This window comes from Stenotrophomonas sp. S39 (genome assembly GCF_016624665.1).
Taxonomy (GTDB): domain Bacteria; phylum Pseudomonadota; class Gammaproteobacteria; order Xanthomonadales; family Xanthomonadaceae; genus Stenotrophomonas.
In genome coordinates this window covers 1-479 of sequence record NZ_JACVTT010000210.1, presented here as the reverse complement: position 1 = coordinate 479, position 479 = coordinate 1, and the positions used below count along the sequence as shown (strand labels likewise).

Genomic DNA, 479 nt, shown 5'->3' with positions numbered 1-479 from the left:
ACGCGCTTGTGGTTGATGGCTTGGCCCTGATTGGCCAGTTCCAGCGTGATGCGACGGTAGCCGTAGCGCCCTTGATTCTTATCGAAAATCGCGCGGATGCGCTCACGCAGCTCCTCCTCACCCCGATCTGGATCGGCCAAGGCATTGATCTGGTAGTAGAACGTGCTGCGCGACAGCTCAGCCGCCTCCAGCAACAGCGACAGTGCGTAGGTCTGCCTCAATCCTTGGATGGCTTGCGCTTTGCGCGCTGCGCCGCCTGGTCTTCCCGGATCAAGGCATCGAGTTTTTTTAGGTAAGCCGCCTCCGCACGCAGGTAGGCCACTTCCTTGAGGAGCTCATCGCGGCTCATGTCCTCGGCAGGCTTGGACGAGCGGGTCTTTTTCATCGGCTTTTGCGGCAATGGTGGCGGCGCCAACGCTTGGGCGCCACCCTCAGCATACAGGCGCAGCCACTCTCCCACTGCGCCTGCGCTGCCGATC

At 61.6% G+C, this 479-nt stretch carries 1 pseudogene; it reads right to left on the bottom strand.

Features of this window, described 5'->3' with window-relative positions:
• Positions 1-479, bottom strand: a pseudogene (locus IAE41_RS22350) (IS3 family transposase); the annotation flags it as partial.